This is a genomic window from Zooshikella ganghwensis (genome assembly GCF_018263875.1).
GTDB classification, from domain to species: domain Bacteria; phylum Pseudomonadota; class Gammaproteobacteria; order Pseudomonadales; family Zooshikellaceae; genus Zooshikella; species Zooshikella ganghwensis.
This window is the reverse complement of sequence record NZ_JAEVHG010000002.1, coordinates 224,632-237,723: the sequence shown is the minus strand read 5'-3', so window position 1 is coordinate 237,723 and position 13,092 is coordinate 224,632. Positions and strand designations below refer to the sequence as shown.

Annotated in this window: 11 protein-coding genes; 6 read left to right on the top strand and 5 right to left on the bottom strand. The window is 39.6% G+C overall.

Going from position 1 to position 13,092, the window contains the following annotated elements; all coding sequences use genetic code 11:
• Positions 1-26: 26 nt before the first annotated feature.
• The 3 genes from KHS79_RS04920 to KHS79_RS04910 form a co-directional block, all read right to left on the bottom strand.
• Positions 27-1,202: a UxaA family hydrolase gene (locus tag KHS79_RS04920; protein ID WP_212717230.1), complete on the bottom strand. Its 1,176-nt coding sequence runs from the start codon at positions 1,200-1,202 to the stop codon at positions 27-29.
• Positions 1,199-1,537 carry a UxaA family hydrolase gene (locus KHS79_RS04915; protein WP_212717228.1) on the bottom strand — a complete coding sequence of 113 codons (339 nt, stop codon included), beginning with the start codon at positions 1,535-1,537 and terminating at the stop codon, positions 1,199-1,201. The genes KHS79_RS04920 and KHS79_RS04915 overlap by 4 nt, the downstream gene beginning before the upstream one ends.
• 1,209 nt (positions 1,538-2,746) lie before the next feature.
• Positions 2,747-3,484, bottom strand: coding sequence for a hypothetical protein (locus tag KHS79_RS04910; protein ID WP_212717226.1), 738 nt, complete (start codon positions 3,482-3,484; stop codon positions 2,747-2,749).
• A 392-nt stretch (positions 3,485-3,876) separates the two neighbouring features.
• On the opposite strand from KHS79_RS04910, the gene KHS79_RS04905 reads away from it, so the two are divergent.
• The 5 genes from KHS79_RS04905 (at position 3,877) to KHS79_RS04885 (ending at position 9,930) form a co-directional block, all read left to right on the top strand.
• A complete protein-coding gene (locus tag KHS79_RS04905; RefSeq protein ID WP_212717225.1) occupies positions 3,877-4,413 on the top strand; it encodes an acyloxyacyl hydrolase in 537 nt (178 codons plus the stop codon).
• A 620-nt stretch (positions 4,414-5,033) separates the two neighbouring features.
• Positions 5,034-5,780 carry an ATP-binding cassette domain-containing protein gene (locus KHS79_RS04900; protein WP_212717223.1) on the top strand — a complete coding sequence of 249 codons (747 nt, stop codon included), beginning with the start codon at positions 5,034-5,036 and terminating at the stop codon, positions 5,778-5,780.
• 1 nt (position 5,781) lies between these two features.
• Positions 5,782-7,263, top strand: a complete 1,482-nt coding sequence (locus KHS79_RS04895; RefSeq protein WP_212717221.1) for a glycine betaine ABC transporter substrate-binding protein — start codon at positions 5,782-5,784, stop codon at positions 7,261-7,263.
• A 623-nt stretch (positions 7,264-7,886) separates the two neighbouring features.
• A complete protein-coding gene (locus KHS79_RS04890) occupies positions 7,887-9,338 on the top strand; it encodes a phosphatidylserine decarboxylase (RefSeq protein WP_212717220.1) in 1,452 nt (483 codons plus the stop codon).
• A 133-nt stretch (positions 9,339-9,471) separates the two neighbouring features.
• On the top strand, positions 9,472-9,930 hold the full coding sequence (locus KHS79_RS04885; protein WP_212717218.1) for a GNAT family N-acetyltransferase: 459 nt from the start codon (positions 9,472-9,474) through the stop codon (positions 9,928-9,930).
• A 126-nt stretch (positions 9,931-10,056) separates the two neighbouring features.
• Here the strand turns inward: KHS79_RS04885 and KHS79_RS04880 are convergent, their stop codons facing one another.
• Positions 10,057-10,632, bottom strand: coding sequence for a DUF3011 domain-containing protein (locus KHS79_RS04880; RefSeq protein ID WP_212717216.1), 576 nt, complete (start codon positions 10,630-10,632; stop codon positions 10,057-10,059).
• A 379-nt stretch (positions 10,633-11,011) separates the two neighbouring features.
• Here KHS79_RS04880 and KHS79_RS04875 point away from each other — a divergent pair, with 379 nt between their 5' ends.
• On the top strand, positions 11,012-11,626 hold the full coding sequence (locus KHS79_RS04875; protein ID WP_212717214.1) for a hypothetical protein: 615 nt from the start codon (positions 11,012-11,014) through the stop codon (positions 11,624-11,626).
• A gap of 29 nt (positions 11,627-11,655) precedes the next feature.
• Here the strand turns inward: KHS79_RS04875 and KHS79_RS04870 are convergent, their stop codons facing one another.
• Positions 11,656-13,044, bottom strand: coding sequence for a class II fumarate hydratase (locus KHS79_RS04870; protein ID WP_027709056.1), 1,389 nt, complete (start codon positions 13,042-13,044; stop codon positions 11,656-11,658).
• Positions 13,045-13,092 lie beyond the last annotated feature (48 nt).

Sequence of the window (13,092 nt, the reverse complement as noted above, 5' to 3'; positions counted from 1 at the left end):
AATTAAACCTCTCAATTTTGAAAGGGCTATTTAGGTGCAATATTTAATAATTTTTCTACACGCTGATCCTTTTGGTACAACGTGCAATAGGCATAACCAATTTCTTCAATCGCGGTAGGTTCGCCGTTTATAACGGTATTTAATGTATTAATTATTTTTTCTGAAACAGCCTCGATACTGTCTGTGCCGGACATAATGCCAGTTGCATCGATATCAATATCTTCATTAATTAATGAGGGGTTGCCACTTACGCGTATTACAGGAACGATAGGGTTGTTAAAACCTGCACCGCCCGTTGTCCATAAAATTACCTGGCAGCCTAAGGCCGCAAAATGCATCCCGGCACCACCACATAGCATGGTTGTTTCAGAAAGATATAAACCTGGTTGTTTACGTTTATCTATCTGTTGAGCATTTATTTTTAAAATATCTTGAATCGGACGTGACCCTGTCTTAGCCAGTGCCCCTAAAGATTTTTCTTCTAAAGTTGTTAAGCCACCGATACTGTTACCAATACTCATTGTTTCCAGGTCGGTACCTGCAACATGCCAGCGTTTCTCTTCATCTTGAATTAATTGCTCAATGTTATCGGCAACTTGATCATTAACAGCTCGCTGTCTTAAAACATCTTCACAACCTAACAGCTCAAGAAGCTCACCAGCGACGGCAGAAGCACCAAAGTCAATCAACTTATCAACAGCTCGGCCAACGCTTGGATTTGAGGCTATCCCTGACGTGGTATCAGAGCCTCCACATTTAACGCCAACAAACAGCTCACTGATGGGTACCTCGACGCGCTCAACATGATTAATTTCATCAGCGATCGCCTCGGCTTTTTCGGTACCTTGACGAATCGTCGTGCGAGTCCCTTGGGATTTGATGCAGGTAAGAGATTCAACAGGTTTGCCACAGGCAGCAATAGGGGCTGTGATAATGGTTGGGTTTATACTGCCACACCCCATGTTGATCACTAGCGCGCCGCCTACGTTTGGATTGCAGGCTGCATTAATGAGGGTTGAGATCATTTCCTCATTACCACCATACATACAGGTGTTGTAGTTGGTGAGAACAACACTATTTTTTACTTTATCGCTGATTGCTCTAGCGATGCCTTCAGCGCATTCATCAACGGCAATAATTAACAGCAGATTGCGAATACCTACAGCGCCATTTGGGCGTAAATACCCTTGGAAATGCTTCATACATCCTCCTGAATATTCATTTGCTGGATAATCTGCTGAATGATTGCGTCAGGTATATCTAGCTTTAGGCTTCGGACATTGTGCACATGAACCATTTGTCCAATAACAATGGGCTTGATTGATTTGCCTATGGAAAAGCTGCCTTTTATAACGGTTTGCCCTTGTTGCATCGGCTGCCAGGCAACTTTATTGCCGAATGGAATATCTTGTAGCAGGGTAATAACACCCTCTAACTCATTGCTCGCAGAAATAACATGGATCTGTTCGCCTTTTTGAACATCAGCCAGCAGGGTTGCCACATTGTCTGCAGCATTCAGGCGGATTGCTTTATTCATATCTAAGACTCATGTTAGCTTTGTTTTTAGAATACTGTAGATTGTATGACAATAAACATACTCCGTCATGTGAAAAAAACAGTGATCTAAGTCAAGAATGGGTAAAGGAGCCTTAGAGCAAGAAATGTTGAAAAAAGTGAGGAGTAGTGTACTAGTCAGAAAAGCGTCCTTGCGAGTCAGCAAATAAATTAGAATGCAGATGAAAGTAAAAGATGCTATGGGAAAAAAATTTAGTCTGTGAGATTGAGTTTTAATATTATTTTTGTGGGGCAAAAACTATCGTTCTATATATTTTAAAAAATATTTAAATAGGCGATAAGCTGTAAATAAAGTGGTAAAAATGATGAGGTTATGTTTGATTAAAAAATAAATGTCTAGAGAAATTAGACCGGCAGTGAAATAAAAAGCAAAAATTAGCAGTATACACTCAAAGAATCGCGTATCCATGGTTATATCTATTTAGTGAATTAGCAAAAGTAATTATTATAATGTTTGGCGCGAGACGAGATTGTGAACTGTTTCTCATTAAGTGGTGATGCGGATCACGTTGAGTCGGTATGTTTTGATACTTAATAAAAGTTTTATTGAGAGTTTTTTATTATGTGAAAATTTATCTATTTATATGCTGTAATTGTATCAAAATTTGTCAGATTTTTTTTGGTGGAGAATGTGAAGAATATTGAAGTAATCGTACAATAGTGATCAGCAATAAATGAGTGAATATTTTGACAAAAAAACTACTTTCGGATAGACAGACACTTCCACTGTGTTTGTCTAAATTGAAGCGTGGTACTCTTACTATTATAAATGTTGAATTTTAAAGTATCTTAACTATACCCTTCACGAATCATTTTTATGTGCGCTATCCATAGCGCTCACCCTAACGGGCCAGCGAAGCTGTTCTAATGTGTTCCCGACACATTGGTAGGCTTTGTTGTCAGCACTCCAAGGATGGTGGAAATGCAGTTTATGCATAATGACATGGATGTCATATACTAGAGCAATGCAGGAGCTATTGCCGAGGAGCATTTAACGGCCACCCCAGTCACTTATTAATATAACCGCCCAGCAGCGCTGTTATATCAATTAAAGTGGCTACCGCAAGTTTCACGGTAGTAAACTTGCCCAGGGGCTTCATCGCTTGACGGCCGCACCCTTGTGCCCTTGGGGTATAAAAACCCTTTGTTTTGGGTATATTAACAATAGCTACTATTTTTCAGTTACTTCAAGTTTATCAATTGCAATTTTATAATTAGGGTTTTCAGAGTAGCCTGTGTAAACTTTTATAGCATCACAGCTTGCATAAATAGAGTTAAGCTGCGCTCTTCCTGTTGATTTGTGCTGTTTTCCGTCACCTTTAACTGACAGTGTACTTTGTGACCCACAGGCACTAACATAAAGCTTGGTATCAATATTATTTAAACCATGCACAATTATATCCAGTTTATATTGCTTGCCTGAGGTAAGTGGATAAATAAGTTCTCCATTTTGTAATGAGGAGTCACTTAAGTGAAACTCATTTTTTCCTTCACACATACTGCTTTGGATTGGACCCGTTAATTTGGCATTTCCCGTAGTCTTCCAGCCTTTGAGTTTATCAACCTTTACAATGTCTTGACATATATCTTTGGAAGTGCCATCAGTATCAGGCCAATTATTATCCGTTGGAAAACTAGGGAAATTAGGAAAGTCAGGGAAGTCAGGAAAATTTGGGAACGACCAATCATCATTGGTTGGAAAGTGACTTGAGAATGGCCAGTTATTATTTGAAACTTTTGTACTGTTGTTTTTAAAGTTACTTCCTGCGTGTGTTGTACACGAAGAATATCCAGTACCTGATTTTTTGCAGCTATCGCTATCGTTAAATGAACTGGCGTTTGAAATTGCTGCTGAAATAACTGAAAGAGAAATAATAGTACCAAAAATTAAATTTGTTTTGGTGTTCATGAAAAAATACTCCAAATAGAATGTTGTTTTTTTGAGGGTGAGTTTTTTATGGTAATTAATGTGTATTAAAAAATGTGTGAAGTGCAATTAATTGTAGTAATTATTTGTTTGCTGTGTTTAACGATTTTATAAAAGGGTAAGAGTTTTAATGGTGTACATAAAATTGTAAATAAGTTGCGTGTAGGGTTTGACTATTATGAATAAGCTGTCGCGAGATGTAATAGTATTATTATTAGGAGTGGTTGTGTGCTGCATGACTGTGTTCTATTCCTAAAATAAGTTGTGTTTAAGTTGTCAAATAAACAACCTGTATTGGTAGGATAAAACAGTATCAGTTATGCTTGACTCCAATAAAATGGCAAATTAGTAAATAATGACGTCGTGAGGCCATAATGAGAAGTGAAACATTTGTCGCATTATTGGTATTAAATTTTCTTGCCTTACCGGTATATGCAGAAGATATTGAAATGAATCCCATGTTTGGTGATAACAGTAATCAACTGGCTATTCATGGCGGTGAAAGTTTTAGAAGTGATGGTTTTGAAAAACTACATTTTGGAGCCATTTCCTATAGTCAACCCGATACTTTTTTTAGACTACCTGCTCGAAATAATATTGAGGTAGGTGCATATAAGGGGGATGGCAGCTTAGCAGAGTTTGATGTTAATTTTTTTGGGTTTTCAAAAGATGTAGCGTTACTCAGTGGCACTAATAGCTATCTTACTTTAGGATTAGGTGCATATATTAAAGATAAAAAAACTGATCGGATTAGTTCAAAGTTTACATTTGGAGAAAAACTGGCTGTGGGATATCGATTTGATAATGGAATCAATGTTGAGTTGTTCGCCAGACATTTTTCAAATGGAGGATTAACAGAAAAAAACAGTGGACAAAATTTTGCTGGACTCACAGTAGGCTATAGCTTTTAGCGTGAATATACCTTTCGCCAATGATTTTTCGGTTTTGTTATCATCAGGATAGTCAATTTATACCCAATACGAATGGTTTTTAGGTGCGGCCATCGAGTAACGAAACCCCATGAGCCTATAAATAATAGGTGACTGGGCTGAGGAATGATGATAACAAAATCTAGAAATCATTCGTGAAGGGGATATGTTAGTCAAGAACACCGATCTAGATGTTCTTTAGCGTGCAGCAAAAACGACTAATGTATTGGGAACAGATTAGACCAGCTTCACTGGCCTGTCATAGTGAGCACTATGGATAGCGCACATAAAATGATTTGTGAAGGGTATAAATTGATTTGTCTGACAGTTGGCATATATTGTGAAGATCATTACTAATAAGTAATTCAATTGCATGGATTTGAATTTATAAATCATGCATGTTAAGGTTTTGCCCCAAGCGGTTATCTACAAGATAACCGCTTTTTTTTTGCGTGAATGGTCTATACACCGTGAAACTGCTAAGAAACAAGTTATAAGCTCGGTTTAATCTGAAGATGCAAGGCTGAGTGTAGTCAGTATTGTACCCACAAAATAGGGTATAACTTAGAGAGTGTACATTATTATGAGTAAGGGTGTTTGTTGTGCAAGTAGACTCAACGCTAAAAGCAGCTGTTGAGCTGCGAAATATTAGTTTAAGCTTTGATAATCAGCCACTGTTTAAGAACTTGTATTTTGAGTTACCTACAGAAAAAATAACCGCTATTGTGGGAGCCAGTGGTTGTGGTAAATCTACTTTGTTAAAGCTCATTAATGGCTTGGTTCCGCCTGATGATGGAGAAATCCATATTTGTGGGCAACAGGTCTCTCATAGTGATCAAGCTGATTGGCGAAGACATATGGGGTATGCCGTTCAGCAAATTGGTTTGTTTCCTCATCTCAATGCGGCAGATAATGTCATATTGTTAGCGCAGCTTGAACAGTGGAGCTCATTGTCAATTCAGGAACGTTTGGACTACTTAGCAGATAAAATGGGGCTTGATCAGGCTATTTTATCTCGGTTTCCTCATGAATTGTCAGGAGGGCAAGCTCAACGTGTTGGGCTTTGTCGTGCCATGATGTTAAAGCCTCCCATTCTCCTGTTAGATGAAGCATTCTCTGCTGTAGACCCTATAACACGTATGGATATTTATCAGTATTTTTTAAGGCTACAGGAAACAGAGCCAAGAACGGTATTACTGATTACTCATGATATGCGTGAGGCAGTGAAACTATCAGATTATATTGCGGTTATGCAGCAAGGCGAGATCGTTCAGTTTGCGCCAGTAGAACAAGTGGTGAGTCAACCTGCCACAGATTATGTTGCTCGACTGGTAAAGGAGCATATTTAATATGAACCGGTGGTTTATCGTTTTCATCGTGGGCTTATTACTACCATTACAGAGTCTAGCAAAAACAGTAGTAGTTGGTAGTAAAGCATTTAATGAAGGCTATTTACTTGGTGAGATTATTGCGCAAAAACTGACACATGACGGCTTTGATGTTGAGCGAAAACTAGGCTTGGGTAAAACAATTATTACCTATGAGGCTTTAAAACAGCGAGAAATAGATGTTTATGTGGAATATACTGGGACCTTAGCTCAAGCGATTTTGAAACTAGAAAATACACCTTCATCTAGCGCGCTACAACAACATGCAAAGCAGGAAGGCATAAAGATATTACCTCGACTCGGTTTTAATAATACTTATGCTTTAGTCATTAGTGAACAAATGGCTAAAAAAAATAACATTTTCAAGATTTCTGATTTAGTTAATTATCCTGATTTAAACTTGGGCATAAGCCATGAGTTTTTAAAGCGTAAAGATGGTTGGCAGCCATTAGCAGCAGCTTATGGTTTACCTTATCAGCCCGTGGGTATTGAGCATAGTTTAGCTTATCAGGCGATTGCTAATAAACAAATCGCGATCACGGATGCTTACACAACAGATGGTGATATTGCTCGTTATCACTTACGGATTCTTAAGGATGATAAAAACTTTTTTCCGAGGTACGACGCCGTGCCCTTGGTTCGCACTGATGCTGATCCTGCATTAATCAAAAGCCTGCAAGACTTGGCTAATCATATTGATGAAGCCAAAATGCAGCAGCTTAATAGCCAGGTTGTTAATGATGATCAAAGTTTTGCAGAGGTTGCAGAACAATTTTTAACTGACGAGGCTTTGATTCAAAAATCCAACACACAGGGTCTAAATAGTCCCTGGCAATCACTGCCTCGTTATATAATCGAACATTTACAGCTGACGATATTGGCATTGATATGCTCCTGTGTAGTGGGGATTCCTCTCAGCATCGCTGTTTATCGTCGACCGCAAGCAAGTCGTATGCTGGTTTACTGCACGGGTTTATTACAAACGATTCCATCAATAGCGCTTTTAGCATTAATGATACCTTTATTAGGGATTGGCTGGGTACCCGCCGTAGTCGCATTATTTTTGTATTCTCTATTGCCTATAGTGCGCAATACATTAACAGCATTATTAACACTTGACCCAGTTATGCAGCAAGTCGCTGTTGGTATGGGCTTAACCCCTAGAGAGCAATTGCGTCATGTTTATATACCCCTTGCAGTACCTATGATTTTTTCGGGGATTCGCACAGCTGCAATTATTAATATTGGTACTGCGACACTAGCAGCTTTTATTGGTGCGGGTGGTTTAGGAGAACCCATAGTGATGGGACTTTCATTAAACGATACGACTCTAGTATTGTTTGGTGCTATTCCTGCGGCATTACTTGCTATTCTTACTGAGTGGCTGTTTGAAGGGGTAGAGCGACGTTTTATTCCTGCCCATTTGCGGAATACTTTGGGCTAGCGGTCAGGTCAATTGTATATAAAATTGCAAACCTACCTTTTGCAATCTTCCAGTCACATTTAAATAAACAGTAGTCATACTTTGACTTATGTCTGGATAAGACAAAGGCAGGGTAATGTACGTCGAACTGTTTGCCGCAAGGATGCGGTAATCAAGCCGCCAAGCAAGGATTTACGGCGTGTTTGACGAACATTATACGGTCTTTGGGCAAGGGGGACGTAAAGGCAAATTATATGTGATTACCGCTGAGCTAGTCGTCGATGCACAAAGTAATTGGCTTTGAAGGTTGTTATCTTACCTCACCCAGGGTGTTTAAAAAGTGCCAGCTGGCCCGTTAGAGTAGTGCTACGGATAGTGCGTATAAAACTGATTCGTGAAGAGCATACTCAAATGATTTAAATGTCATACTATTTTATTATATTTCAACGCGGTCGTTTGGTGTTTTTTTGATTGCTGGCGTTTCGTATTAGCCACTTTTTTGAAATCTAAACTTCACCTAATTAACTCTTTCTAAAAAATTATATTTTGTAAATAACATTAAAATTAGCTAAGCCAAGTGATGGCTGGCGCTATATCTATTTATTGAGAAAAAATAGCAATAATTGTTATAAGGAATTAACACTATGAGCAGCAAATTTCGAGCTCGAACTCCTCATCATCGTCTTGCTACAACTCAGGATCTGCAAAATGCGATCAAACGTGGTCCGCTTGCTGAGTCTGAAAATCAATTACCCTGCCAGCCTCGACCCTTTTTGGCTGAGCTTCCTCCTGTAGGGGTTACATATCGACCACAACAGGATATTACAAAACAGTTAAAGCACATTATTGATGATAACTTTTATGCTACATCTTTCGAAAATGCCATTAAGGCAGTCAGCAAACAACGTATTCCAGAGCTTGATCGGATTAAGACTTTAGATCAGTTCTATTTTTATGTGGATGCATTGGCGACTTGGATTCCAGAAATACGAGTGTGGGATTGGTATGGAGAAGTTTTACATGAACGAACAGTGTATTTACGTATAACACAGTTTTATTATTACTTTAATCAGCCTCAGTTAGAAGCATTGCAAAGTCCTATTGAACCTCAGGAAGGGAAGGCGCTTTCACCTATTTCACTATGGTTGCGCAATTTTGCAGTAGAGTGGGGTTCATTTTTAAATACAAGTGCTTCATCGGAATATTTATCATCCTTTAAATATGCACCTGAATATGCGTGGCAAGATTATGAAAGGTCACCAGAAGAATACCCAAATTTTAATGCTTTTTTTGCTCGTCAATTTAAAGATATTAATGTCCAACGACCGGTAGCACAGCCTAAGAATGATAAAGTGATAGTCTTTCCAGCAGAGTCAACCTTTGTTGGTCAATGGGCGGTGAGTACAAAGGTTGGACCTCCGCTGGCTGCACCTCCCAGCATTGTGGTTAAAAACATTGAATGGTCTATTCGAGAGTTGTTGCAAGATAGCGACTATGCTGATGCATTTGAGGGTGGAATTTTTTGTCATAGTTTTTTGAATACATACGATTACCATAGGTTGCATACTCCGGTAGCAGGTAAAGTATTAGAGGCTAAATTTATTCCTGGCCAGGTCTATTTGGAGGTTGAACTTACAGTAAATGCTGATGAGGAAGGCAATAAAGAACCCGCGAATATTGTTACTCCCAAACGGCTTCTTGATGCCGAGGACAATACAGGTTACCAGTTTGTTCAGTGTCGAGGGTTGTTAGTGCTGGAGTCCAGTATAGGTAAAGTGGCTATTCTACCGATGGGCATGGCTCAGGTTTCTTCAGTTGTATTTGTCACTCCAAGGGATGAAGGGCATCAACCTATTTTATTAACAGCCGAGGAGCAACAAAAGCTGGATTATAACCAGCAAGTATGTTTCCTCAATGAAAAAGTTCAGGGCTGTTTGGTAGGCAAAAACTTGAGTAAAGGTGAAATGTTTTCATACTTCCAGTTTGGAGGTTCTGATTGCGTAATGGTCTTTGAGCGTAAAGCAAACGTTAATATAACTGCTCAAACCAATATCCACTATCCCATTAGAAGCCAGTACGCTATAGCTAACGGTTAAACTAAAAATATACGGCATTATAAACCTCTTATGATGCCGTATTTATTTAAGGTGGTTTTATAGTTAATATGTAATCACCTTGGAATAATAAGTTATTTTGTCTTGGCGTTAATTTTAAAAAAGGGATGTAGTTTTGAAGTTGAACTTTCGTAAAGCTGTAGAGAATGATCTTAGCGCTCTGGTAGAAATGCTGGCAGATGATGAGTTGGGAGCGAAGAGAGAAGATACATCACTGCCTTTAAATGAGGCTTATTTGCAGGCATTTAATGCTATTGTTTTAGATCCTAATAATAAACTAATGATTGTTGAGTGTGAAAAGAGCATAGTTGGTATGCTGCAATTAACATTCATTCCATATTTAACCCATACTGGTTCCTGGCGGTGCTTAATTGAGGGAGTAAGAGTTCATAAAAATTTTAGAGGGCAAGGTTTGGGTTCTTGTTTCATTGAGTGGGCAGCAGAAGAAGCAAAGAAAAAAGGGTGTAGCATCATTCAACTCACAACTGATAAAAAAAGGCCTAACGCTATTAGATTTTATGAAAAATTGGGCTTTTATGCCTCTCATGAAGGGATGAAGATGAAGTTAAGCTAGGGCCTGTTAACTCTATTTGAATATCCCTGAGTTTAAAAAAACTGAATGTTAATAACATATCGACTGTCGCAGAAGTGCGGCAGTCGAAGAGGCTATTCTTGTAATACCTACTGCCAGTTAATAGAGTTAAAAAAGATTAAATGTTCCTCGACAGCCATTATTTACCCAAAGTATATTATTACGTGTTCCCCAACTTTTTTCTTGTTGGCAGGGTGACTTTGAGTGTCGTTTATTCAACCATGCACCTTTTATTTGAAAAGGCACTGGACATTCTCGGTATTGGTAATTGTTGCTACTACATTGGAGGGTGACTGGGTTTACATTGAGCTTAGCAAGAACTTGGAATACGGCACGACATCCTTTAGTGGTGATGATTTGGTTATTGGTCGTTGACCATACACTATTATTACAGCTTGAGTTTGATAATTTTTTATGAACATTAGTGTGGACTATTTTTAAATCACCCAAGGTGCAGACTTCAGGTTGGTAGTTGTGGCTTTCACAGACAACGTAAAGGGTTTTATAGCCCGCAGCTTCTGCTAATTGGGTATCGTTCAAGTACCTTTGAATATCATTTGCTTCTAGCTGTTGGCCTAGAGTCGGTACACTTATTGCCAGACTACAAACTGTTAGCATTTTAGCTAAGTGGTTAAAAATTGTTTTGCGAACCATGAATGGGTTGTTAAAACGTAAATAACGCATGGTAGCGGTTCCTTGTGCTGATTAAGTTTATCCAGTTGTGTTTATCGCACAAGAGTAGTTATACACCAAAGCCATGACGCTATTGATAAAGGGAGGTGTTGTTTGTGAGAAGAATGCATGAGTATATATGGGTATATATCTTTCTTAATGGCGAACTGGTTAACAGTCATGAAGGATGTTTAATTCACATGCATTTATAAGACTAATGTTCGTAGTTTATGTGAAATAACCCATTTGTCCTTGATAAAAAATTCAGTATAGTGGCCCGCTTTATAAAGCATATTGATAGACTGTCAATCAGTTTTATCCAAGGTGACTCAATATTAGCCCAATAAAATAGGGTGTGTGCTGAACACAAAAGGAAGTAAGGACATAAAAAATGGTTATGCGGCTAGCGTTGTTTGTAGGGCTAATATTCGTAACATTATTTACTCGTGCGGACTGGCAGGTGGCAAGGTTAGTACCTGGACAACAAAAAGTTGTGTTTTATCAAACAAGCTCAATCCAAACTCAACCTGCTGGTTACTTATCTGCTTGTGAATACTATCTATATATTCCGATTCCAGGCAGAAAAATGGTTGTCATTCAGGATTGGCGCCAGGAACAGACAGGCTATGTGCCAAGTAGTTTTATACAACCATTAATGACACTGTCTGAGCAGGATCAGCTCCAATTTATTCGCACCTTATTACAACAGGAAGAGCAGAATATAAACCAGCGCCAGGATATTATCCCTGGGCATCCAGAATGTCGAAGTCACCACCTGCAACGAATGGACCCTGCTTTACCCTTTATTGTTGACCACTTTTGTCAGCACTATCAACCTGACTTAATGCGCTATTTTTTAACGGTGTTGAGCAGACTGGAAGAAGAAAACCCTCAGGCAATGATTCATGGACTTGCAGTGCAAACCTTACATCAGTGTCGTCCAGCGTTTACAGAAGTCCATTTGAATATTGCTCATCAAAACCTTAAGGACTACCTCAACCCGTAACCTGTTTACTACTAGGCTGAGCGCAGTATCTACTCGTGTTCAAGCCCCCCTCGGGTCAGTTTGAAAGGGTCAAGGAGCTGTTCCAGGTGCTCTTTACTTAATGAGGTGTTTTCTAGTGCTACATCGAGAACAGGTCGGTCCTGTTGATAGGCCTGTTTGGCAATCGCTGCGGCTTTTTCATAGCCAATAATTGGGTTGAGTGCGGTGACTAAAATTGGGTTACGGTATAAAGGTTGGTTAATGGTTGACTGATTAACTTTAAAGGTGGCAATCGCTTGATCCGCTAAGGTGTTGGCACAATTACTGAGTAACTCAATACTTTGTAACAGGTTAAATGCAATCACCGGAAGCATCACATTTAATTGAAAATTACCTGACTGACCTGCCAAGGTAATGGTGGCATCATTACCCACCACTTGAGCTGCGGCCATCATTACTGCTTCAGGAATAACAGGGTTTACTTTGCCAGGCATAATGCTGCTACCAGGCTGCAATGCCTCCAAGGTAATTTCGCCGAGACCTGCCTGTGGACCACTGTTCATCCAACGTAAGTCATTACTGATTTTGATAAGGGCGATGGCAAGAGTTTTTAGCTGGCCTGAAAGCTCGACGGCAGTATCTTGACAGCTGATTAAGGTGAAAAAGCTTGGTGCCATTGTTAAGTCTAAGTTTGTTAACACACTAAGCCGCCCCATGGCTTCAGTTGCAAAGGCTGAGTGTGTATTAATCCCCGTGCCTACTGCAGTCCCGCCCAAAGCAATAGTATGTAAACGGGGTAGGACGGCGCGGATACGATTACGGCAATCATTAATTTGCTGGGCCCAGCCGGTTAACTCCTGACCTAGCGTGACAGGCATGGCATCCATGAGATGAGTGCGGCCTGTTTTAACTGTATGCATATGTTCGCTAGCACGCTGGGCAAGGCGTTGATGCAGGTGGGTCAAAGCTGGCAGTAGCTGATTGGCGATTTGTTGAGCACTGCTGATATGAATAGCTGTCGGGATGACATCATTACTGCTTTGTCCCATATTGACATGATCATTGGCATGTACGGGCTGTTCTTGCGCTTGAGAAGCTAAAGTCGCTAGCACTTCATTCATATTCATATTGGTGCTGGTGCCAGAACCTGTTTGAAAAACATCAACAGGAAACTGGTCATGGTATTTTCCGCGAATGATTTCAGTAGCAGCCTCACAGATTGCTTTACCAATGCTAGCAGGTAATAATCCCAGGCTTTGATTGGCTTCAGCAGCGGCATGTTTTATTTGTGCTAGGGCGACAATAAAATGCGTTGAAAATGTTAAACCGCTGAGCTTAAAATTATCAATGGCGCGTTGAGTTTGAGCGCCATAAAGGGCATCGATAGGGACTTCTAAATCACCCATGCTGTCAGATACGGTACGAAACTTGTCTTTCATAATAATTTAACTCTTACCGCGCTTATTGAATTTTACGCTTGATGAGTG